Genomic DNA, 603 nt, shown 5'->3' with positions numbered 1-603 from the left:
CTGGACCTGACCTACCGCTACCTGATGTCGAACATGGAGTTCGCCTCCTTCGTCAGCCCGGTCAACGCGACCAACACGGCGCTGACCGGCGACTTCGCGGGCCGTTACGACGACAGCCACACCCTGACCCTGGGCCTGCGCTACGCGTTCGGCGCCGACGAGCCGGCGTACATCCCGCCGCCCCCGCCGCCGCCGCCCCCGCCGCCCCCGCCGCCTCCCCCGCCGCCGCCGCCTCCGCCGCGCCCGGTGGTCCCGGCCGACCGCGAGTTCATCGTGTACTTCGACTGGGATCGTTCGGACCTCACGGCCGAAGCCCAATCGGTGGTCACGCAGGCCGCCAACTACGCCAAGTCGGGTCGTCCGACGCGCATCCTGATCGTCGGTCACGCCGACACCTCGGGTTCCGCGGCGTACAACATCGGCCTGTCGAACCGCCGTGCGCGCACCGTGGCTGACGCCCTGGTCGCCTCGGGCGTCAACGGCGGCGTGATCTCGCTGGACGGCAAGGGTGAAACCCAGCTGGCCCGCCCGACCGCCGACGGCGTTCGCGAGCCGCTGAACCGTCGCGCCACCATCGGCATCAACTTCCGCTAAAAACGGAAG

Annotated in this window: 1 protein-coding gene; it reads left to right on the top strand. The window is 71.0% G+C overall.

The window, feature by feature from the left end; translation table 11 throughout:
- Positions 1-594, top strand: a 594-nt coding sequence (locus tag AC07NB_RS17625; RefSeq protein ID WP_494572546.1) for an OmpA family protein, incomplete at its 5' end; no start/stop codon positions are given.
- Positions 595-603 lie beyond the last annotated feature (9 nt).

It is taken from the genome of Brevundimonas sp. GW821-FHT09G01 (assembly GCF_059416065.1).
This window is presented reverse-complemented; position numbering and strand designations above follow the sequence as displayed.